This is a genomic window from Sphaerisporangium fuscum (assembly GCF_018531465.1).
Lineage (GTDB): Bacteria > Actinomycetota > Actinomycetes > Streptosporangiales > Streptosporangiaceae > Sphaerisporangium > Sphaerisporangium fuscum.
In genome coordinates, this window is record NZ_JAHDTF010000021.1 from 21497 (window position 1) to 41976 (window position 20480).

Here is a 20480-nt window from a genome sequence, read left to right on the forward strand (position 1 = left end):
GAGCTCCCGCCGCCGGTCCTGGCGTGAGGTCAGGACAGCGCGAGCTGGGTGACCGACGGTCCCGGGAGGGTGAGGGTCAGGGTGCCGTTCGTCACCGGCAGCGTGCCGAGGGGCGTGGGCTTGGCATAGCTCACGGTCGTGCCGTCCTTCTGGTGGACCGTGGCCTTGGTCACCCCGGTGCCGGCGGAGACGACCGCGCTGCGCGGAGAGGTGCTCTTGTTGACCACCACGACGACCTTGGGGTCGCTGGAGGCGAAGACCTCCACCCCGTCGAGCGTGGTGGACGACTTCACGAGTGTGGATCCGAAGTGGGCCAGCGCGGTGCCCTGCTGGCCGGTGAAGAACCCGAGGCCCTGGTAGAGGGGCATCCGCTCGTTCAGCCCGGCTCCGTTGGCGTTCGGCTCGTCGTACAGCAGGCCGAGCGCGCCGTTCTTGTCACCGAAGGCGAATCCCCAGGCCCCCGCCTCGGCCAGGTGCCCGAACACGCTGGCGGCCCACCAGATGGCGGCGTTGCGGTACTGGACGGGTTCGGCGCCGATGTTGTCGCATCCGGCGGGGGCGGGGTGGACGCCCCAGTCGGAGTTGGTCTCGCCGACCTGGATGCCGATCCGCGCGGCCCGCGACGGCGCGAGTTCCTGGACGAGGGCGCGGACCGCCGCCACGTCACCGGACCATTCCGGCGTGTCGGCCAGCAGCTTGCCGTCGCAGGCCGCCTTCTCCCCGGCCCCGTATTTGTGGAAGTCGACGAAGTCGGTACGGCTGCCGCTGCCGGCCAGGAAGGTCCGCAGGTAGGCCATGTTCGGGTTGGACGCCGCCGGCCCGCCGACCGAGATGGTGGGGTCGACCGCCTTCATCGCGTCGTACACGGCGTTGAACCTGGCGGAGTACGTGGCGGCGTCCATGCGCGGGTCGGGCTCGTTGCCGACGACCCACCGGGTGATCTTGGCGGATCCCGCGTTGAAGTGGCGGACGAGGTTGGCGGCGTCCACCGGGTCCTCGGGGACGATCACCATCGGCTCGGCGCCGAGGGAACGGGTGGAGGAGACCCAGTCGTCGCCGCTCACCGTGGTGTCCGCCCCCGTCCCCCCGGCCACGATGGCGCTGGTGGGATCGCCGGGGACCTTGTAGACGAGCTGCATCCGGGCGAATCCGTACAGGCCGGTGAGCATGGCGCGGTGCTGGGCGTCGTTGGTGATGTAGTGGTGGTAGCCGTAGCCGGTGATGTCGGCGCTGAACGTGGCGCGCGGCACCGCCCGCAGGGCCGTGCCGAAGTCGACGGTGATGTCGGCCGCCGCGGCCTGCGCGGTGCTCGCCGGCTGGACCGAGGCCAGTACGGCCACGGCCGCCACCGCACCGGCGACCGAGCGCGCGGCCCGGCGGAACAGACCTCCATGGTGTGCCACGACGCGTCCTCTCGCTTGATCGGAAACGGGATGATCATGGCACAGCCCATGGCGCGAATTGTTACGAACAAATAGACGTTTCCGGTCCAGCGGATATCCGGCCGGCGGGTCTCCCCCGGTGATCGGCCCCGGACGGCCTCCCGATGGACCACGAGGTCGTCCCGCCGTCACGGAATTCGTCCTGTGCCGGGGTGCGATGGGTAAAGTGACCGGGATGCGGCGTCTCGGGGTGGTGGCTCTGGTTGTGGTGCTGGCCGCGGCGTGCGGTGACGGGATGACCGCCGAGGAGACGACGGCCATCCTCCGTCAGGACGGCACGCTGCTGAGCGGGCTGGACCTCACCGGCAAGACCGCCGGTCCCGGCCGGGACGCCTCCGGCTGTCCGGCCGGGACCGAGCATGGCGTCTACACCATCACCGGCGATCTCCCCCCGGGCGCCGACCCGCGCCAGGGCGCGACGGCCGTCATGTCGGCCCTCGCCTCCGACTTCCACAGCATGGGTTACCAGGCGGAGGAAGGACCCGGCACCCAGTTCGGCATGAACGTCAGCGTGCTGAAGAAGGAGTCGCTCGGCATCGTCTTCACTGTCACGATCAGGCCCTCCAGGCCGAACGTGGAGATCCTCGGCAAGACCGAGTGCCTGCCGGCCACCTGAGCACTCAGAGGACCTCGGTCACGTAGCGGCGGACCAGCGTGGCGATCACCTCGCCGGGATCGGCGGCCCACACGTCGGCGTTGAAGATCTCGACCTCGGTGAAGCCGGTGTACCCGGCGGCCTCGACCGCCTCCCGCAGCGGGCGGAAGCCGATGACGCCGTCGCCCATCATGCCGCGGCCCAGCAGGACGTCGGCGGGGAGCGGCACGAGGAAGTCGCACACCTGGAAGCTCGCGATCCGCTCGCCGGCCCGGGCGATCTGCGCGATCACCTCCGGGTCCCACCACACGTGGAAGGTGTCGACGACCACCCCCACCGCCTCCGACGGCCAGCGGGACGCCAGGTCCACCGCCTGGCCGAGAGTGGACAGCACGGCCCGGTCGGCGCAGTACATGGGGTGCAGCGGTTCCAGGGCGAGCCGCACCCCGGCGGCGAGGGCGTAGGGCACGAGCTCGCCGACGGCCTCGGCGACCCTGGCCCGGGCCCCGGCGAGGTCGCGGGAGCCCTCGGGCAGCCCGCCGACGACCAGCACCAGGCAGTCGGCGCCCAGCGTGGCCGCCTCGTCGATCGCGCGGCGGTTGTCGTCCAGCGCGGCGGCACCGGCGGCCGTCAGGAAACCGCCCCGGCACAGCGACGACACGTGCAGCCCCGCGTCGCGGACCAGTTTCGCCGCCTCCGCCAGGCCGTGCTCGGCGACCTGCTGCCGCCACAGCCCGATGGCCGGTATGCCGGAGCGCGCGCAGCCGTCGACCGCCTCCGCCACCCCGAGGTGCCGGGTGGTCCACTGGTTGAGGGACAGCCGGGCCAGACGCGGGTCGCCCGGCGCGGGGGTCGGGATGGCCGCCGGCCGTCCGCTCGGGACGTCCACCTCCTCGCGCGGGCTCACGCGCCGACCCCCGCCGTGGCGAGCAGGGCCCGCATGCGCGACTCGGCGAGGCCCGGGTCGGGCAGCAGACCGGCCCGGTCGGCCAGCCGGAAGACCTCCGCGAGGTGGACGATCGAGCGCGCGGACTGCGCTCCGCCCACCATGGTGAACCCCTCCTGGTGCCCGGCCAGCCAGGCCAGGAAGACGATGCCCGTCTTGTAGTGGTACGTCGGCGCCTGGAATATCTTGCGCGACAGCGGCACGGTGGGCTCCAGGACGCTTCGATAGGCCGCGGTGTCACCGGCGTCCAGGGCCTGGAGGGCGCGGGAGGCCGCGGGGGCGATCGCGTCGAAGATCCCGAGCAGGGCGTCGCTGCCCGACTCGATGAGCGAGGGGTAGTTGAAGTCGTCCCCGGTGTAGAGCCGCACCCCCGGCGGCAGGGCGGCGCGCAGCCGCACCTCGTGGCCGGCGTCGAGCAGCGAGACCTTGACGCCGTCGATCCGCGCGGCGTTGTCGCGGATCAGCGCCAGCAGCGACTCGGTGGCCGCCGCGACGTCACGGGACCCCCAGTAGCCGGCGAGCGCCGGGTCGAACATCTCGCCCAGCCAGTGCAGGATCACCGGGCGGTCCACCTCGGCGAGCAGCCGCCCGTACACCTCGTGGTAGTCCTCGGGCGTGCGGGCGAGGGCGGCGAGCTGCCGGCTGGCCATGATGATCACCCCGGCGCCGGCCGACTGGACCGTGTCGATCTGCTCGGCGTAGGCGGCGGTCACCTGGGCCAGGGAGGCGGCCTCCGCCGCGTGGTCGGTGCCCGCTCCGAAGGACACCAGCTCGGCCGGGTCGCCGAAGCCCTTGGCCTCGGCGGCCGTGCGCCGGATCAGCTCGCGCGTCGCGGCCCAGTCCAGGCCCATGTTGCGCTGGGCGGTGTCCATGGCGTCGGCGACGCGGAAACCGTACGACCACAGGTGCCGGCGGAAGCGGAGCGTCGCCTCCCAGTCGACGGCGGCCGGCGCGCCGGGGGTGTTGTCGCCGAGCGGGTCGGCCACGACGTGCGCGGCGGCGTAGGCGACGCGCGCGCGGGGCGGCCCGGACGGGCGCGGCCAGTCGACCGGCTCCCGCGGCTCGTACGCCGCGAGGCGCCCGTCCGGCGTGGGCAGCGTGATCAAGGAGCCTCCTTCCCGCCGTTGGAAGCGATCACAGGACGATCTCCGTGAGCTCGACGCGGCGGCCTTCGGCGGAGGAGCGCAACCCGCCCTCGGCGAGCTGGACGCCCCGCGCCGCGGCCAGGAAGTCGTACGGGAAGGGGGTGTCCTCGACCACGGAGCGCACGAACATCTCCCACTGGACCTTGAAGCCGTTGTCGAACTCCTCGTTGTCCGGGACCTCCTGCCAGTCGTCCCGGAAGGAGTGCGTGAGCGGAAGGTCGGGGTTCCAGACGGGCTTCGGGGTGGCCGCGCGGTGCTGGATCCTGCAACCGCGCAGGCCGGCGACCGCGCTGCCGTGCGTCCCGTCCACCTGGAACTCCACCAGCTCGTCCCGGTTGACCCGGACGCACCAGGAGGAGTTGATCTGCGCGACCACGCCCCCGGCCAGCTCGAAGATCCCGTACGCGGCGTCGTCGGCCGTGGCCTCGTACGCCCGCCCCGCCTCGTCCACCCGCCGCGGGACGTGGGTGGCGACCCGCGCGGTGACGGCCTCGACCCGGCCGAAGATGTTCTCCAGCACGTACGACCAGTGGCAGAACATGTCGAGGGTGATGCCGCCGCCCTCCTCGGCGCGGTAGTTCCACGACGGCCGCTGCGCCGGCTGCCAGTCGCCTTCGAAGACCCAGTAGCCGAACTCGCCGCGCACCGACAGGATCCGCCCGAAGAAGCCGCCGTCGACCAGACGCCTGAGCTTGAGCAGGCCCGGCAGGAAGAGCTTGTCCTGCACGACGCCGTTGTGAACGCCGGCCCGCCGGGCGAGACGGGCGAGCTCGACGGCCTGGTCGAGGTTCTCGGCCGTCGGTTTCTCGGCGTAGACGTGCTTGCCCGCCTCCAGGGCCAGGCTGACGGCGCCGACGCGGGCCGAGGTGACCTGGGCGTCGAAGTACACCTGGTTGTCCGGGTCGCGCAGGGCGCCGGCGAGGTCGGTGGTCCAGGACTTGACGTTGTGCCGCTCGCAGATGTCGCGCAGCTTGGCGTCGTTGCGGCCGACCAGGACGGGCTCGAGCAGCACGCGGTCGCCGCCGGACAGCGCCACCCCGCCCTGCTCGTTGATCGCCAGGACCGAACGGACCAGATGCTGGCGATAGCCCATGCGGCCGGTCACGCCGTTCATGACAACGCCGAGGGTCCGTGTCGTCACCTGTGGGTCTCCTGTTCTGTAGTGGTGGAAGCCGCCGCTAGCAGGCGGCCGAACCCGCGCCGGGCAGCACGCGATCGGGGCCGGGGCCGGGGGTCGCCATGACGCGCCTCCTTCTCGCGCCTTCCGCGGGCCGGGAAAGCGCTTTCTGCAGCTTGATCGGAAAGCGCATTCTGAAAGCGCTTTCTGGGCGCTACCATAAGTTTGATCTCGAGTACCGGTCAAGGGGCATGGTGAACCGCAGTGCGCGAACGGCCGCAGGTGACCTTGGACGACGTGGCGCAGGAGGCCGGGGTGTCGGCCGCGACGGCGTCCCGGGTGCTCAACGGCGCCACCCACGTCCGCGCCGACCTGCGTGACCGCGTCCTCACCGCCGCCGACCGGCTGGCGTACACACCGAACGCCCATGCCCAGGCCCTCGCCCGCGCGTCCAGCCGGGCGGTGGGCGTGATCTGCCACGACATCGGCGACCCGTACTTCGCCGGCATCGCGCGGGGCGTCGTCCGGGCCGCCGACGAGGAGGGCCTGCAAGTGATGCTGGGCAGCACGTTCCGCGACCCCGGGCGCGAGGCGTCCTACGTCTCCACCATGCGCGGGCAGCGCGTACGGGCGATCCTGCTCATCGGGTCGGGATTCGAGGACCGTGCCTGGCAGCGGGCCATGCGGCGGGAGCTCGCCCTCTACACCGCCGCGGGCGGCCGGGTGGCGGCCGTGAGCCGGCACCCGGGGCTGCGCGTCGACGCCGTCCTTCCCGAGAACCGCGCCGGAGGCGCCGCCCTCGCCCGCGCCCTGCTCGGCCTCGGGCATCGCGAATTCGCCGTCCTGACCGGGCCTGCCTCGCTGACCACGGTGACCGACCGCCTCGGCGGGTTCCAGGAGGCGCTCGCCGAGGCCGGCGTCACGATCGCCCCCGACCAGATCGTCGAGGGCGCCTTCAGCCGGGACGGCGGATACGACGCGGCCACCGAACTGCTCCGGAGAGGCCTGCGCGCGACGTGCGTCTTCGCGCTGACCGACGTCATGGCGGTCGGCGCGCTCACCGCCCTGCGTGAGCACGGTCTGACCGTACCCGGCGAGGTGTCGCTGGCGGGCTTCGACGACATCCCGGTCGTCGCCGACCTCGTGCCCCCGCTGACCACCGTCCGCCTCCCGCTGGAGGAGCTCGGCAGACGCGTGATGGCCATGGCGTTGCGCCCGGCGGGGCCGCGCAGCCGGGTCGAGCGCGTCACGGGCGAGGTCGTCCTCCGCGCCAGCACCGCTCCCCGGCCGGGGTGAGATTCACCTTTCCGGTTTGCGCTTGGGGAGATCGACGGTAAGGTAGGTCATGCCGACGCGGGGTGGAGCAGCTCGGTAGCTCGCTGGGCTCATAACCCAGAGGTCGCAGGTTCAAATCCTGCCCCCGCTACTGAAACGAGGCCCTGGTCTCCGAACCTTCGGAGACCAGGGCCTCGGTCGTTCCTCGCTAGGCGTCGTGTCGACGGCGCGGTGGGACGGGGACGCGGGTGAGGTCCTCGGCCACCACGATGTCGCCGGCGAAGTGCCGCGCGGCCTGGACGCCGAACGTCTCCGGCTCGGCGTAGCGCTGGGAGAAGTGCGTGAGCACGAGGGTGCGCACCCCGCACTCCCGGGCCACGCACCCTGCCTGGCCCGCGGTCAGGTGCCCGAAGTCGTGCGCCAGACCGGCGTCCTCGTCCAGGAACGTCGACTCGATCACCAGCAGGTCGGCGCCGTCGGCGACGGTGAACACGCCCTCGCACAGCCGGGTGTCCATCACGAACGCGAACCGCTGCCCGCGCCGGACCTCGCTGACCTCCTCCAGCGTCACCGTGCGCCCGGCGGCGCGGATGCGGCCCTCCCGTTGCAGCTCGCCCACGCGAGGCCCGGTGACGCCGAGGGCGGCGAGCCGGTCGGGCAGCATCCGGCGGCCGTCCGGCTCGGCCAGCCGGTAGCCGAACGTCTGGATGGCGTGCTCCAGCGGGTGCGCCTCGATCCGCCCGAAGGCCCCCTCGGCGATCACACCGGGCTCCTGGACGGGCTGCGCGACGACCGTCGCCGCCTCGTGGTACGAGCTGGCGTGCCGCAGGCGGGAGAAGTATTCGGCGCCGGAGCCGGGGAAGTGCGCGTACACGGCGTGCGGCACCCGGTCGAGCGAGATGCGCTGGATGACGCCGGGCAGGCCCAGGCAGTGGTCACCGTGGAAGTGGCTCACCAGGATCCGGTTGACGTCGCTCGCCGCCACCCCGGCGAGGATCATCTGCCGCTGCGTGCCCTCACCCGGGTCGAACAGCAGCCCGGTGCCGTCCCACCGCAGGAAGTACCCGTTGTGGTTGCGACGCCGGGTGGGCGTCTGGCTTCCGGTGCCGAGAACGACGAGCTCACGCGAGGACACCTGCGCAGGATAGAACAGCGACGGTCCCTGCTCGTGTCAGAGGTGTTCGGCCAGGAAGCGGGTGGTCTCGGCGACGGCCCGGGTGACGTGGGGCTCGGTGTCGTAGAGGTCGATGTGGAGCTTGGCGTCGATCCAGGCGATCTTCTTGGGCTGGGACAGCCGCTTGTACACCTCCTCGGCGCCCTCCGGGGAGCAGATCCGGTCGACGACGCCGTGGACGATCAGGCCGGGCTTCGGGGAGAGGAAGTCGGCCCCGATCATGTTGTCCATGGTGATCAGCTCGCGCAGCGAGGCCCTGGTGATCTCGTTGACCCAGCTCTCCGCCGCCGACCGCTCGGTGCCGTAGTACGCCTGCGGCTCGTCCCCCGGCATCGCGGCCTCCCCGGAGGCGGCCACCGCCGGGATGTACTCCACCTCGCCGCCCTGGTCCTGCCGTTCGAGCACCTCGGTGAAGGACGCCAGCGCCTGTTCGTACCCGGCGTCGGACATCCCCGACCGCATGGCGTACGGATTGTTGTACGCGCCCGCGATGCCCACGAAGACCTTGACCCGGGGATCGAAGGCGGCCAGGCGCAGGGCGTAGCCCGCGCCCAGGCAGACGCCGACGGCACCGACGCGCGCGCCGTCCACCGATGGCAGCCCGCGCAGGTAGGAGACGGCGGCCCGCAGGTCGGCGAGCTTGCCCTGCGGGTCCTCGTGCCGCCGGGGCAGGCCGCCCGACTCGCCGAAGTTGCGGTGGTCGAAGGCGAGGGTGAGGTAGCCCTCGGCGGCCAGCCGGGCGGCGTACAGGCCCGTGACCTGCTCCTTGACTCCGGTGAGCGGCCCGGTGAAGACCAGCGCCGGGTGCGGGCCCGGCCCTTCCGGCACCCTGAGGTGCCCGGCGAGGGTGATGCCGTCGGCGGTGAACTCGACTCGATCGACCATGCGGCAAGTCAACCGCATCGGCGGCCGTCCCGTCCTCCAAGGGGTCACCGAGGATCGGCGGTCCACCGCCGCAGCCAGTGGACGACGGCCTCCATGAAGAGGATCTTGTTGTCCTTCCGGAGCGTCTCGTGGCCCTCGTCCTCGAACAGCAGGTAGCGGCACGGGACGCCGCGCGCGGTGGCGGCGGCGACGACCTGTTCGGCCTCGAAGACGGGCACGTTGGTGTCCTGGGCGCCGTGGACGACCAGCAACGGCGCGGCGAGCCGGTCGAAGGAGTGGATGGGCGACAGCGCCCGCAGCAGGTCGCGGTCGGCCACCGGGTCGCCGTACTCGCCGACGGCGGCCGCCGCGATCCACGGCTCGGTGTGCTCGTAGAAGGTGGCGAAGTCGGCCATCCCGCACACGTCCACCCCGGCGCGGAACAGTTCGGGGTAGGTGACCAGGGCCGCCAGGGTCAGGTAGCCGCCGTACGAGCGGCCCATGCACGCCACCCTGCCGGGGTCGGCCACCCCCGCCCGCACGACGTACTCCACGCAGTCGGCGACGTCGTCGATGGCGTTGAACCGCAGCGCGTGGTTGTCGGCGTCCTGGAAGGCCCGCCCGAACCCGGAGGAGCCGCGCACGTTGGGGGCGAAGACGCTGATGCCCGCCGCCAGGAGCCGCTGGAACAGCGGGCTGAACCCCGGGCGCTCCTGGCTCTCGGGCCCGCCGTGCAGGTAGATCACGCACGGCGTCGGGGACGGGCCCGCCCGGTACAGCCAGCCGGTCAGCTCCAGGCCGTCCCTGGCCGGGAAGCGGACCAGCTCGGTCTCGATCTTCTCGGGAAGGGGGTCGTCCCCGGCCACGCGGCGGTAACGGCCGGTCGCGAGGTCGCAGACCAGCACGTGCGAGGGCGTGGCCGGCCCCTCCGCGGCCATGACGGCGAGGGTGCCGTCGTACGACACGCGGGCCGATCTGACCACGTCCGCCGGGGGCGGCGGGAGCGGCCGGACGCCGCCGTCGACGAGGTCGGCGACCTCCAGTTCGGAACGCCCGGCGATGTTCCACAGCAACAGGGCGAGGCGGCCGTCCAGGCTGAGGGAGAGCCCGGCCAGTTCGCCGTCGGGGCGTTCGGCGAGGACGCGGGGCGCTCCGCCGACCGGGATCTCGACCAGGGCGAGGCGGTCGCGGCCGGCGTCGGAGCGGACGTAGGCCACCTCGCCGTCCGGGGAGAGCACGCCGAGGTCGGTGGTCGGCGGCAGCAGCGGCCGTTCGTCCCCCGCCGGCAGGTCGGCGACGGACATCTCCCGCCTGCCCCTCGGGCCCTGGCGCAGCAGCACGCGGCTGTGGTCGCGGCTCACCGCGGCCGGCCACATGAGCGTCCCGGAGGCGACGGTCTCCCGGTGGCCCCGGGCGGCGTCGACGAGGACGGCCTCGGCCACGCCGGAGGGGGTCAGTTCGGCCACGAGCAGGGTCGCCCCCTGGCCGGTCCAGCGAATGAACGCCGCCGACCCCGCGAGGTCGTCGGCGGGCCCGGCAAGGAGGCGGTGGCCGGTGCCGTCCGGCCGCACGGCCCACACCTGGGTGTGCTCACCCCCGCCGGGCGCGACGAGGACGGCGAGCCACTCGCCGTCCGGCGACCACAGCACGTTCTCCACCGGCTCGGGCCCGGTGTCGATCACCTGGGCGGCGGCCGTGTCGTCGAGCAGGGATCGCACCCACACTCGGGGACGGCCGTCGCGGTCGCTGACGAAGGCGACGGCGGTGCCGTCGGGTGAAAGGGAGGGGAAGCGGCAGGTCCACGGAACGTCGACGGTCATACTCCTTGCGCTTGCAACCACAACTCCAGGAGCCCGAGCTGCCACAGGGCGTTGGCTCCGAGGGTCGTTCTGTACTGGTCGGGCGCGGCGAGCAGCTTGTCCACCATGGCCGGGCGGAACAGGCCGCGCGAACGCGCCGTCGGGCCGGTGAGGGTGTCGCGGACCATCGAGAGGAACGGCCCGTGGATGTGGCGGATGGCGGGGACCGGGAAGTAGCCCTTCGGGCGGTCGATCACCTCGTCGGGTACGAGCCCCCGGGCGGCCTCCTTGAGCACCCCCTTGCCTCCGGCGGCGAGCTTGAGCTCCGGTGGGCACATGGCCGCCAGTTCGACCAGCTCGTGGTCGAGGAACGGCGTCCGCGCCTCCAAACCAAAGGCCATTGTCATGTTATCGACCCGTTTGACCGGGTCGTCGACGAGCATGACCGTGGTGTCCAGACGCAGGACGGCGTCCAGGGCGGTGTCCGCGCCCGGCACGGCCAGGTGCTCGCGGACGAACTCGGCACTGGCGTCGTGCCCGATCAGGTAGTCCTGCTGCAGGATCTCGGCCAGGCCGTCGTGCGGGCGGTCGAAGAAGACCTTCGCGTACGCCTCGACGGCGTCGGGCCGCGCGACGTGCTCCAGCGGCGGATACCAGTCGTAGCCGGCGAACACCTCGTCGGCGCCCTGCCCCGACTGCACCACCGTGACGTGCCGGGCCACCTCCTGCGACAGCAGGTAGAAGGCGACGCAGTCGTGGCTGACCATGGGCTCGCTCATCGCGCCGACGGCCTCCCCCAGGGCGGGCAGCAGCCGCCGGTCGTCGACGAGGATGCGGTGGTGGTCGGTGCCGAAGGTCTTCGCCACCAGGTCGGAGTAGGCGAACTCGTCACCCGACTCGCCCCCGGCCGCCTGGAAGCCGACGCTGAACGTCGCCAGGTCCCGCTGGCCCTCCTCGGCGAGCAGGGCGACGATCAGGCTGGAGTCGAGGCCGCCGGACAGCAGCACGCCGACCGGCACGTCCGCCACCATGCGCCGCCGCACGGCGGCCCGCAGGGCGTCCAGCACCGCCTCCCGCCACTGCGCGGGCCCCATCTCCCCCATGCCGGACCGCAGCAGGTCCAGTTGCACGGCCCCGGTCCCCGGCACACCGCCCTCCCGCGGGCGGGTGAAGGTCGGGTGCCAGTAGCGGTCGTCGCGCGCCGTGCCGTCCGGCTCGATCGTGCGGACCGTGGCGGGCGGCAGCTTCTCGACGCCGGTCAGGATGGTGCGCGGCGAGGGCACCACCGAGTGGAACGTCATGTAGTGGTGCAGCGCCACCCGGTCGATATCGGTGCGCACCCCGCCACCGGCGAGCAGAGCGGGCAGCGTGGAGGCGAACCGCAGCCGGTCGGCGTCACGGGTGAGGTAGAGCGGCTTGATGCCGAGCCGGTCGCGTCCGAGCACCAGCCGCCCGGTGTCCCGTTCGGCCACCGCGAAGGCGAACATGCCCTTGAAGTGGTCCACACACCGGGGCCCCCAGTGGCGGTAGGCCTTAAGCAGCACCTCCGTGTCGGAGGTGGAGAAGAACCGGTACCCTTCTCCGAGCAGGACCTCGCGCAGTTCCCGGTAGTTGTACAGGCAGCCGTTGAACACCCCCGCGAGGCCCGCCTCGGCGTCCACCATGGGCTGCGCGGCCCGGTCCGACAGGTCGATGATCTTCAACCGCCGGTGGCCCAGCGCGACGGGGCCGAGCGACCACAGCCCCGTGCCGTCCGGGCCGCGGTCCGCCATGGCCGCCGTCATGCGCTCCACCGCGGCGATGTCGGCGGGACGCCCGTCGAACCGGATCTCTCCGCTGAGGCCGCACATCAGACGGTCTCCTTCATCAGCCAGGTGTCCTTCGTCCCCCCGCCCTGCGAGGAGTTGACGATCATGCTGCCCACCGGGGCGACGCGGCTCAGCGCCGCCTGCGGGACGACGGCCCGCTCCCCCGTGAAGACGAACCCCCGCAGATCGACCATGTGCGGCCGCATGCGCTCACCGTCGAAGGTCGGATGGGTGGACAGCTCGACGGTCTCCTGGGCCACCCACCGCTCCGGGGCGTCGAGGATCTCGGCCCGGACGTCGTCCAGCTCCCGGGCCGTCGCGTCCCGCCCGATGATCACGCCGTGCCCGCCGTAGCCGTCCACCGGCTTGACCACCAGCTCAGAAAGCCGGTCGAGCACCTGTTCGCGATCTTCCGGGTCGCGGCAGAGGTAGGTCGTGACGTTGGACAGCAACGGGCGTTCTCCCAGGTAGTAGTCGATGAGGCGGGGCACGTAGCGGTACAGGCCCTTGCTGTCGGCGACCCCGTTGCCGGGGGCGTTGGCCAGGACCAGCGTTCCCCGCTCCACGGCGTCGAGGATGCCGGGCCCCACCGGGGCGGTCAGCAGGTCGTCCTCATCGCCCCTGCGGTACAGCACGTCCACCCGCTCGCCCGCGACGCGGACCTCGCCGTCCCGCACCGTGAGGTCGCCGACCTCCGCGAGCACCGCGCCCATCTCCTCCGCCAGCGTCCGGTGCTCGTAGTACGCCGGGTCGGCGGCCCCGGGGGTGAGCACGCCGAGACGCGGGGCGCTCACCCCGGACGCGGCGGCCAGGGCCTCGCGCAGCATCGCCGTCGTCCCCTCCGGGTCGAGGACGGCCGAGCGGTCGAGTTCGGGGATCGCGTGGGTCAGCACCCTGCGGTTGGCCACGGCGTAGGCGATGCCGGAGGGGACCCGGAGGTTGTCCTCCAGCACCACCCACCGCCCCGCCCCGTCGCGGGCCACGTCGAGCCCGGCCACCGAGCACCTGATCGTGCCGGCGGGGACGCGACGGCCCTCGGGCCGGTAGCCGGGCGACTCGTCCACCACCCAGGCGGGGATCACCCGGTCCCTGATCACCTCGCGCCGGCCGTACACGTCGTGCAGGAACGCCTCCAGGGCGCGGACCCGCTGCGGCATGCCGAGCCGGATCTTCGCCCAGTCGTCGCCGGCGATCAGCCTCGGGACGAGGTCGAGGGGGATCTTCCGGCTCCGCCCGGCGCTCTCGCCGTCCAGGTCGAAGGTCATGCCCGCCCTGCTCATGTGCCGGTCGCGCCGGGTCTCCCGCTCGCGCAGCTCGACCGGCCCGAGCCGTTCGAGGACCTGGAAGACCGGCTGGTACGGCTCGCGCACGATCCCCTCGATGACGGCCTCGTCCTGTACCGCCTCGTATCCCTTCAGCAGGCTCGTCACCGTGTCCGCGTCGCCGCCGCCGAACAGCGCGAGCTCGCCGTCCGGCCGGGTCTCGGCGACCAGGCTGTCGACGACCTCGGTCAGGGTGCCGCCGCGCTCGATGATCGCCCGCTGGCGCGCGGACGAGCTGCCCCGGCCGAGGGCGTCCTCGGCGAGGGTGCTGACCAGGTCCCAGTCGCCCTGCGCCTCCAGCTGGGGCCGCAGGCCGGCCAGCATCCGCCGGACCACCTGGGCGGCGGGCAACGGCACCCCCTCCGCCGGGTCGATCAGCACGCCTTCCAGGCCGGAGCGCGCCGAGCGCCAGGTCGCGGCCCGCACCAGCTCCAGCGGCACCTCCTCGAACGGCCCGCCGCTCTCGATCGCGTGCAGCTCGCGCAGCACCACCGCGCGGAAGATCCCCGCCAGCAGCACGACGTCCTCCACGCGCGGGCAGGCGTCGCACATGCGCAGTTCGACCGTCGGCACGTGCGCGGAGGGGCGGACGTCGAAGTAGATCATGCCGGGGTCGCTGATCACCCCGGACTCTATGAGGCCGGCGACCATCCGGTCGTACTCGGCCGCGGAGGCGAACCGGCGGACCGGGCCGGTGGTGGGCCAGCGCTGCCACACCAGGGTGCGGGAGCTGGCGTATCCGCTGTCGACGCCGAGCCAGTACGGCGAGCTGGTGCTGAGGGCGAGCAGCGGCGGCAGCCACCGGGCCACCCGGTGCGCCACCTCGACGGCCAGGTCGCGGTCGGCCACCTCCACGTGCACCTGCGCACCGCAGATCAGCTGCTCGCGGGTGAGGAGCTGGTAGTCCTCCAGCATCTGCTCGTACCGGGCGTCCGGCGAGATCTTCAGGGCCGCCGGATCGACCAGCGGCACCGCTCCGGCCGCCACGATCCCGAGCCCGAGCCCGTCGGCGGCCTCCACCACCAGGCGCCGCAGCGCCGTCAGGTCGTGCCCGAGGTCCTCCAGCCGCACGTACGGCCGGCTGTTGGCCTCCACGACCGACCGCTGCAACTCCTGCGTGAAGCGCTCCTCGGGCAGCCGCCCGAGGAGCTGCCCCGCGCGTGGCACGAGATGGCGAGTCTCGAGGTCCACCACGTGGAACTCTTCTTCGACGCCTACGGCGACCGACTCCGTGAGCCCCGTCATCCCACCGTCCTTCGTCCGAAAGGGGTATGACGGCCTTCTGCCCATGGGCACCGAATCATGCCTGTCAGCACGGAGCGGTTCGCAGGGTGAGCGGGCGCGGGCGCCATGTGACGGCCCGCGCCCACCTCCTCGTTCAGGAATCGAAGCCCAGCCCGAGCCGGTCGAGGGTGCGCAGCCAGAGGTTGCGCCGGCCCTGGTGGGCGTCGGCTTGGGCGATCGACCAGCGGGTCAGCTGGATCACCCCCGACCGGATCGGCTCCGGCGGGAACGGCACGGGCTTGTCCCGCACCATCTGCAGCTCGGTGCGCTCGGTCGGCTCGCCCGACAGCAGGTCGAGCATGACGTTCGCCCCGAACCGGGTGGCGCCGACGCCGAGGCCGGTGTACCCGACGGCGTAGGCGAGCCGTCCCCGGTGGGCCGTGCCGTAGAACGCGCTGAACCGGCTGCAGGTGTCGATGACGCCGCCCCACCGGTGGGTGAAGCGGACGCCCTCGAGCTGCGGGAACGTGGTGGAGAAGTGCGCGGCGAGCGTGGCGAAGGTGGCGTCGCGCTGCTCGTACTCCTCCTTCACCCTGCCGCCGTTGTAGTACACCGCGTCGTAGCCGCCCCACAGGACGCGGTTGTCCTCCGTCAGCCGGTAGTAGTGGAACTGGTTGCCGCCGTCGCCGACGCCCTGGCGGTTGTGCCAGCCGATCGAGGCGAGCTGTTCGGCGGTCAGCGGCTCGGTCATCAGGGCGTAGTCGTAGACCGGCACCAGGAAGTTCTTCAGCCGCCCGAGCAGCGGGGGGAAGGCCCCGGTGCCGAGGGCGACCTTCGCGGCCCGTACCCTGCCGTGGGGGGTGACGAGTTCGAGGGCCGTCCCGTCGTCCCGCAGGGAGCGGACGGGGCTGCGCTCGTAGATGCGCACCCCGAGCGACAGGCACGCCTCCCGCAGGCCCCAGGCGAGCCTCGCCGGGTCGAGCATGGCGCACCCGTCGCGGTCCCACACCCCGCCGAGGTACGTCGGGGAGTCCACCTCGGCGCGCACCTGCTCCTGGCTGAGGGGCCTGTGGTCCATGCCGAGCTCGCGGGCGATCTCGATGTCCTTCGCCATGTCGTCGAGCTGCCATGGTTCGGTGGCCACGTGCAGCTCTCCGGTGCGTTCGAAGGCGCACCGGATGTCGTACCTGGCGACCGTCCGCTCGATCTCGTCGAGGTTCCGGTTCCCCTGGCGTACGAGTGAGAGGATCTCCTGCGGCCAGCGGCCGAGGCCGTTGCCGAGCCCGTGGGTCAGGCTGGCGACGCAGAAGCCTCCGTTACGGCCCGACGCGGCCCACCCGACGCGCCTGCCCTCGAGCAGGACCACGTCGAGGGAGGGGTCGCGTTCCTTCGCCATGAGCGCGGCCCAGAGGCCGGAGAACCCGCCGCCGACCACGGCCAGGTCCGCGGCGGTGTCCTCGAAGAGCCGGCGAAGAGGCTCAGGTTTGTCCGGACTGTCCAACCAGTACGGCTTACGCTCCGCGTCAGCCAGTGCTTTCAGCGGATCCACGGATTTCACGTCCCAACGAACTGCGTCGTCTTGGTCCGGCAGCGTCCCTACCGGCGGATATACCCCGTCACCGGCGACGGCGCGAGGTAAGCGTGTTGATGACGGCGATGACCACTCCCACCGCGAAGATCAGCGTGCCGAGGATGTTGACCTGCGGGGGGACGCCGATGCGGACCGCGCCGTAGATCCACAGCGGGAAGGTGATGGTCGCGCCGCTGGTGAACTGCGTGATCACGAAGTCGTCGATCGACAGGGCGAGCGCCAGCAGCGCGCCGGAGACGACACCCGGCAGGATCATCGGGAAGGTGACCCGCCAGAACGTGATCCAGGTGGAGGCCCCCAGGTCGCGTGCGGCCTCCTCGACCGACCCGTCCAGGCCGACCACCCGGGCCCGTACGGTCACCGCGACGAACGACACCGAGAACAGCACGTGCGCCAGGACGATCGTCACGAAACCGGTCTGCACGCCGAGCGCGACGAACAGCGACAGCAGCGAGGCGCCCATGACGAGCTCGGGCGAGGAGATCGCCGCGAACAGCAGCAGGTTGGTCGCGGCCTGTCCGCGGAAGCGGTACCGCCCGAGGGCGATGCCGAGCAGCGTGCCGAGCACGGTGGTGATCAGGGTGGCGAGCAGGGCGATGGTGAGGGAGTTCACCACGGCGGTGGTGAGGTCGGGGTAGTCCCCGAGCCTTCCCCACCACTTCAGCGTGAAGCCCTGCCAGGTGACGTTGGACTTGCTCTTGGTGTCGTTGAAGCCGAAGGCGATCATCACCGCGATCGGCGCGAACAGCCAGAGCAGGACGAGCCAGGTGTAGCCGAACAGCAGGCGGTCGCCCCACCGGGCCCGCGGACGGCGCAGCGGCGCGGCGTTCGTGGCGGGGACGGCCGGGCTGAGCGGGCCGCTCATCGCGCCGCCGCCTCGAGGACGTTCTCGGTGCCGAGCGCCTTGGCGTAGACGAAGATGCCGATGAGCATCGCCGCCATCAGCGTGAACGACAGCGCCGCGCCGGCCGGGTAGTCGTTGTTCACCAGGTACTCCGTCTGGATGATGTTGCCGATCATCGTGTTGGCCGGGCCGCCGAGGATCGAGGCGTTGACGTAGTCGGACGTCATCGGGACGAAGGTCATCAGGACGCCCGCGAACACGCCCGGGAGCGACAGCGGAAGGACGATCTTGGTGAAGGCCTCACGCCCCGTGGCGTACAGGTCGTAGGACGCCTCGATGACGCGCGGGTCGACCCGCTCCAGGGCCACGTAGATCGGCAGCACCATGAAGGGCAGGTAGTTGTAGGTCAGACCGCCGATCACCGCCGCGGTGGTCGCCAGGATGTGGAAGTCCTCGGGCAGCAGGCCGATGTTCTTGAGCGGTTCCAGCAGGATGCCGTCGTCGGCCAGCAGGAACTTCCACGACACCGTGCGCAGCACGAACGACACGAAGAAGGGCAGCAGCACCAGCAGCAGGTACGTCGACTTGCGGGCGCCGCCCTTGAACGCGATCCAGTAGGCCATGGGGTAGGCCAGCACGATCGCCAGGATCGTGCCGGCCGCGCCGTAGATAACCGAGCGGAGGAACTGTGTCTTGTACTCGCCCAGCGCCTGGCTGAAGTTGGAGAAGTGGAAGGTCTGCAGGAAGCCGTTGACGACGTCGCCCTCCATGGTGGACACCGAGGCCATGAAGACCAGCGGCACCACCAGGAAGATGACCAGCCACAGCCCGCCCGGAAGGATGAGCAGGTAAGGAGCGATCTTGCGTCTCATGGGTCCTAGCCCTGGGTGATCGGCTGGAAGATGCCTTGGAAGACCTTTTCCTCGGCTTCCGAGAGGGACTTGTACGAGCGGACCCTGGCCAGGTCGGCGTCCGAGGGATAGATCAGCGGGCTGTTCGCCATCAACTCCAGCGACTTCTTGTCGTCGCCGGTGGCCTTGGCGGCCTCCTCCCGGACGAGGTTCTGGGTCGAGGGCACCGGGGTGATGTAGGTGATGTACTCCGCCAGGGCGGCCGCGATCTTGGGCTGGTAGACGTAGTCCATCATGATCAGCGCGTCCACGGGGTTCTGGGCCGTCTTCGGGATGCACATGTTGTCGGTCCAGATGGTGCCGCCCTCCTGCGGGACGACGAACTTCAGGTCCTGCCCGTCGGCGACCTGCTGGTAGATGTCGCCCGACCAGGCCATGCACAGCCAGATGTCACCGCGGACCAGCGCGTCGACATAGTCGTTTTCGTAATATTTCCGGACAAGACCGGCGTCGCGCTGGGCCTGAAGCTTCTGCCCGGCCTTCCGCCACTCGGCCTCGCCGGACTTGTCGGGATCGACGCCGACGGCGAACATCCCGAAGTTGGCGATCTCCTGGGTGTCGACCAGCATGCCGACCTTGCCCTTGTACTTCGGGTTCCAGAGCTCCTGGATGCTGGTGATCTCGCCGTCCACGTACTTGGGGTTGTAGGCGATGCCCGTCAGGCCCGACTGCCAGGGAAGGGTGTAGGTGTTCCCCGGGTCGAAGGAGGGGTTCTTGAACTTCGCGCCCGCGTTGGCGGCGAAGTTCGGCAGCTTGGAGTGGTCGAGCGGGACCAGGTAGCCCAGCTCGATGGCCTTCCCCAGGTGGAGGCCGTTCGTCATGACCATCAGGTCGTAGCCGATGTCCTGCCCGGCGGCCAGCTGCGGCTGGATCTTGCCGAACCAGGTGGACATGTCCTGGATGGCCTCCTGGTAGGTGACCTGGATTCCGGTCTCCTTGGTGAAGGCCTCCAGGGTCGGATACCTCTTCCCCTGCTTGTCCATGTAGAGCGGCCAGTTGGCCCAGCGCAGGGTGCCGGTCCTCTTCTTGCCCTCCCAGTAGGTCGCGACCGCGTCCTTCTGCGGCGCGGCGACCTTCCGGCCGGGGATGCTGCACGCCGACAGGGCGAGGGCGGCGGCCGACATCCCGGCCATACGGAGGGCATCCCGGCGGGTGAGGCGCGAGCCACGACCGCGGCTCTGCGTCAGCCCGCGCAGGAATGCGGGGTCACGCGAAGGGTCGTTCATGGGGACGTTCAACTTCCGATCGCGTACGAGTGCTGCGGCTGCCAGGACAGCCAGACGGAGTCACCACGCTCCGCCGTGATGCTGCTGTCCCGCGCGTTCTGCTCGAAGACCGTGAACTCGGCGCCCCCGGCGAGGTTCACGGCGTAGCTGTTGTAGGTGCCGAGGTAGACGACCTCGGCCACGGTGCCGCGCACGGCGCTGACGCCCTCGCCCGGCTCCTCGTGGGAGATCTTGATCTTCTCGGGCCGCACGGTGACCTCCACCGCGCCGCCCCGCTCGGTGCCGTTCCCCACCGGCACCAGCACCCGGTCGCGCTCGCCCAGCCTGATGACGGCCGTGCCGCCGTCGACCTCGGCGGCGGTGCCGCTCAGCAGGTTGGACGTGCCGATGAACCCGGCCACGAACTTGGTCGCCGGACGCTCGTAGATCTCCCTGGGCCCGGCGAGCTGCTCGACCACGCCGTCGTTCATGACGGCGATGCGGTCGCTCATGGTGAGCGCCTCGCTCTGGTCGTGGGTGACGTAGACGAAGGTGATGCCCACCTCGCGCTGGATGCGCTTGAGCTCGATCTGCATCGCCTGGCGCAGCTTGAGGTCGAGCGCGCCGAGCGGCTCGTCGAGCAGCAGCGCCCTGGGGTTGTTGACCAGGGCCCGGGCGAGCGCGACGCGCTGCTGCTGGCCGCCCGACATCTCACGCGGGCGGCGCTTCTCGCGCCCGGTGAGGTCGACGATCTCCAGCATCTCGCCGACCCGCTGCTTGATCTCCTGCTCGGGCACGCGCTTGCGCCGCAGTCCGAAGGCGACGTTCTCCCAGACGTTCATGTGAGGGAACAGTGCGTAGGACTGGAAGACCATGTTCACATCGCGCTTGTTCGGCGGGACGTCGGTGACGTCCTGCCCGTGCAGCCGTACGGTGCCTCGTGAGGGGTCCTCGAACCCGGCGATCATCCGCATGGTGGTGGTCTTGCCGCATCCGGACGGTCCCAGCATGGAGAAGAACTCGCCCTCGGCGATCGACAGGCTGACCCCCTTGACCGCCTGTACGACCTCGCCGTGCGCTTGATATTCCTTGACGACCCCGTCGAGTTCGATGGCGGGCACCGGGGAGATGTCGGAGGCGGCCGAGGTGGCCGCCTCCTTGCCCGCCTGGATTTCGGTCATTCCAGGCTATCCCTCATCTATATCGGCACTTATATAC

General features: G+C 71.3%; 16 protein-coding genes and 1 tRNA gene. 3 read left to right on the forward strand and 14 right to left on the reverse strand.

The genetic code is table 11. The features are described from left to right. Window positions 1–29: 29 nt before the first annotated feature. The gene (locus KIK05_RS25665; protein ID WP_214413400.1) at window positions 30–1403 is read right to left on the reverse strand and encodes a glycoside hydrolase family protein; all 1374 of its coding nucleotides are present in this window, start codon (window positions 1401–1403) and stop codon (window positions 30–32) included. Window positions 1404–1617: 214 nt separating this feature from the next. Here KIK05_RS25665 and KIK05_RS25670 point away from each other — a divergent pair, with 214 nt between their 5' ends. After that, window positions 1618–2058, forward strand: coding sequence for a hypothetical protein (locus KIK05_RS25670; RefSeq protein WP_214413401.1), 441 nt, complete (start codon window positions 1618–1620; stop codon window positions 2056–2058). 4 nt (window positions 2059–2062) lie between these two features. Here KIK05_RS25670 and KIK05_RS25675 read toward each other — a convergent pair whose 3' ends face one another. From KIK05_RS25675 to KIK05_RS25685, 3 genes are read right to left on the reverse strand one after another with little or no spacing between them, the layout of a single operon-like run. Beyond that, a complete protein-coding gene (locus KIK05_RS25675) occupies window positions 2063–2944 on the reverse strand; it encodes a sugar phosphate isomerase/epimerase family protein (RefSeq protein ID WP_308250111.1) in 882 nt (293 codons plus the stop codon). Further along, window positions 2941–4089, reverse strand: a complete 1149-nt coding sequence (locus KIK05_RS25680) for a dihydrodipicolinate synthase family protein (RefSeq protein ID WP_250563443.1) — start codon at window positions 4087–4089, stop codon at window positions 2941–2943. Before KIK05_RS25680 ends, KIK05_RS25675 begins: the two co-directional genes overlap by 4 nt. Before the next feature lie 28 nt (window positions 4090–4117). Continuing rightward, window positions 4118–5269: a Gfo/Idh/MocA family protein gene (locus tag KIK05_RS25685; protein ID WP_308250112.1), complete on the reverse strand. Its 1152-nt coding sequence runs from the start codon at window positions 5267–5269 to the stop codon at window positions 4118–4120. Window positions 5270–5509: 240 nt separating this feature from the next. Between KIK05_RS25685 and KIK05_RS25690 the strand changes: the two genes are divergently transcribed. Together KIK05_RS25690 and KIK05_RS25695 are read left to right on the forward strand one after the other, a co-directional pair. Continuing rightward, window positions 5510–6541, forward strand: a complete 1032-nt coding sequence (locus KIK05_RS25690) for a LacI family DNA-binding transcriptional regulator (protein ID WP_214413402.1) — start codon at window positions 5510–5512, stop codon at window positions 6539–6541. 56 nt (window positions 6542–6597) lie between these two features. Beyond that, a tRNA-Met gene (locus tag KIK05_RS25695) sits at window positions 6598–6671 on the forward strand. Window positions 6672–6728: 57 nt separating this feature from the next. Here KIK05_RS25695 and KIK05_RS25700 read toward each other — a convergent pair. The 10 genes from KIK05_RS25700 to KIK05_RS25745 form a co-directional block, all read right to left on the reverse strand. Continuing rightward, window positions 6729–7655: a ribonuclease Z gene (locus KIK05_RS25700; protein WP_214413403.1), complete on the reverse strand. Its 927-nt coding sequence runs from the start codon at window positions 7653–7655 to the stop codon at window positions 6729–6731. Window positions 7656–7691: 36 nt separating this feature from the next. Beyond that, window positions 7692–8579 (reverse strand): alpha/beta hydrolase, encoded by an 888-nt coding sequence (locus KIK05_RS25705; protein ID WP_214413404.1) that lies wholly within the window; start codon window positions 8577–8579, stop codon window positions 7692–7694. Between the two features lie 44 nt (window positions 8580–8623). After that, window positions 8624–10378, reverse strand: a complete 1755-nt coding sequence (locus tag KIK05_RS25710; RefSeq protein WP_214413405.1) for a S9 family peptidase — start codon at window positions 10376–10378, stop codon at window positions 8624–8626. Beyond that, window positions 10375–12207, reverse strand: coding sequence for an N-acetylglutaminylglutamine amidotransferase (locus tag KIK05_RS25715; protein WP_214413406.1), 1833 nt, complete (start codon window positions 12205–12207; stop codon window positions 10375–10377). Before KIK05_RS25715 ends, KIK05_RS25710 begins: the two co-directional genes overlap by 4 nt. After that, window positions 12207–14732, reverse strand: coding sequence for a carboxylate--amine ligase/circularly permuted type 2 ATP-grasp protein (locus tag KIK05_RS25720; RefSeq protein WP_214413407.1), 2526 nt, complete (start codon window positions 14730–14732; stop codon window positions 12207–12209). The genes KIK05_RS25715 and KIK05_RS25720 overlap by 1 nt, the downstream gene beginning before the upstream one ends. 133 nt (window positions 14733–14865) lie before the next feature. Continuing rightward, a complete protein-coding gene (locus tag KIK05_RS25725; protein ID WP_214413408.1) occupies window positions 14866–16260 on the reverse strand; it encodes an NAD(P)/FAD-dependent oxidoreductase in 1395 nt (464 codons plus the stop codon). Window positions 16261–16327: 67 nt separating this feature from the next. Beyond that, window positions 16328–17167, reverse strand: coding sequence for an ABC transporter permease (locus KIK05_RS25730; protein WP_214413409.1), 840 nt, complete (start codon window positions 17165–17167; stop codon window positions 16328–16330). Further along, window positions 17164–18018, reverse strand: coding sequence for an ABC transporter permease (locus tag KIK05_RS25735; protein ID WP_214413410.1), 855 nt, complete (start codon window positions 18016–18018; stop codon window positions 17164–17166). The genes KIK05_RS25730 and KIK05_RS25735 overlap by 4 nt, the downstream gene beginning before the upstream one ends. A gap of 5 nt (window positions 18019–18023) precedes the next feature. Then, a complete protein-coding gene (locus KIK05_RS25740; RefSeq protein ID WP_214413411.1) occupies window positions 18024–19283 on the reverse strand; it encodes a polyamine ABC transporter substrate-binding protein in 1260 nt (419 codons plus the stop codon). Between the two features lie 8 nt (window positions 19284–19291). After that, window positions 19292–20443 (reverse strand): ABC transporter ATP-binding protein, encoded by a 1152-nt coding sequence (locus KIK05_RS25745; RefSeq protein WP_214413412.1) that lies wholly within the window; start codon window positions 20441–20443, stop codon window positions 19292–19294. Window positions 20444–20480: the final 37 nt, after the last annotated feature.

What these genes read in the sequence shown, in the direction of transcription:
- KIK05_RS25670 (WP_214413401.1), top strand. Translation starts at nt 1,618, where the DNA reads ATGCGGCGTCTCGGGGTGGTGGCTCTGGTTGTGGTGCTGGCCGCGGCG.
- KIK05_RS25705 (WP_214413404.1), bottom strand. Translation starts at nt 8,579, where the DNA reads ATGGTCGATCGAGTCGAGTTCACCGCCGACGGCATCACCCTCGCCGGG.
- KIK05_RS25710 (WP_214413405.1), bottom strand. Translation starts at nt 10,378, where the DNA reads ATGACCGTCGACGTTCCGTGGACCTGCCGCTTCCCCTCCCTTTCACCC.
- KIK05_RS25715 (WP_214413406.1), bottom strand. Translation starts at nt 12,207, where the DNA reads ATGTGCGGCCTCAGCGGAGAGATCCGGTTCGACGGGCGTCCCGCCGAC.
- KIK05_RS25720 (WP_214413407.1), bottom strand. Translation starts at nt 14,732, where the DNA reads ATGACGGGGCTCACGGAGTCGGTCGCCGTAGGCGTCGAAGAAGAGTTC.
- KIK05_RS25730 (WP_214413409.1), bottom strand. Translation starts at nt 17,167, where the DNA reads ATGAGCGGCCCGCTCAGCCCGGCCGTCCCCGCCACGAACGCCGCGCCG.
- KIK05_RS25735 (WP_214413410.1), bottom strand. Translation starts at nt 18,018, where the DNA reads ATGAGACGCAAGATCGCTCCTTACCTGCTCATCCTTCCGGGCGGGCTG.
- KIK05_RS25740 (WP_214413411.1), bottom strand. Translation starts at nt 19,283, where the DNA reads ATGAACGACCCTTCGCGTGACCCCGCATTCCTGCGCGGGCTGACGCAG.
- KIK05_RS25745 (WP_214413412.1), bottom strand. Translation starts at nt 20,443, where the DNA reads ATGACCGAAATCCAGGCGGGCAAGGAGGCGGCCACCTCGGCCGCCTCC.